Genomic DNA, 533 nt, shown 5'->3' on the forward strand with positions numbered 1-533 from the left:
TATGGAGCCAGCCGCCTAAGGTGGGACAGATGATTGGGGTGAAGTCGTAACAAGGTAGCCGTATCGGAAGGTGCGGCTGGATCACCTCCTTTCTATGGAGAATTGATGAACGCAGTTCATCAATAAACGTTGACTTGTTTCGTTTCGTTCAGTTTTGAGAGAACTATCTCTCAAGTTTAAATGTATGTTCTTTGAAAACTAGATAACAGTGTAGCTCATATTTTTTTAATTTTAGTTTGGTTAAGTTAGAAAGGGCGCACGGTGGATGCCTTGACACTAGGAGTCGATGAAGGACGGGACTAACGCCGATATGCTTCGGGGAGCTGTAAGTAAGCTTTGATCCGAAGATTTCCGAATGGGGAAACCCACTATACGTAATGGTATGGTATCCTTACCTGAATACATAGGGTATGGAAGACAGACCCAGGGAACTGAAACATCTAAGTACCTGGAGGAAGAGAAAGCAAATGCGATTTCCTGAGTAGCGGCGAGCGAAACGGAATCTAGCCCAAACCAAGAGGCTTGCCTCTTGG

The 533-nt window shown here is 45.0% G+C and carries 2 rRNA genes; both read left to right on the forward strand.

The features are described 5' to 3' along the window. A 16S ribosomal RNA gene (locus tag MR071_RS25100) occupies positions 1–92 on the forward strand; the annotation flags it as partial. Positions 93–238: 146 nt separating this feature from the next. Continuing rightward, positions 239–533 (forward strand): 23S ribosomal RNA (locus tag MR071_RS25105); the annotation flags it as partial.

Origin of the sequence: Bacillus cereus group sp. BfR-BA-01316 (genome assembly GCF_022664195.1) — a bacterium.
GTDB lineage: Bacteria > Bacillota > Bacilli > Bacillales > Bacillaceae_G > Bacillus_A.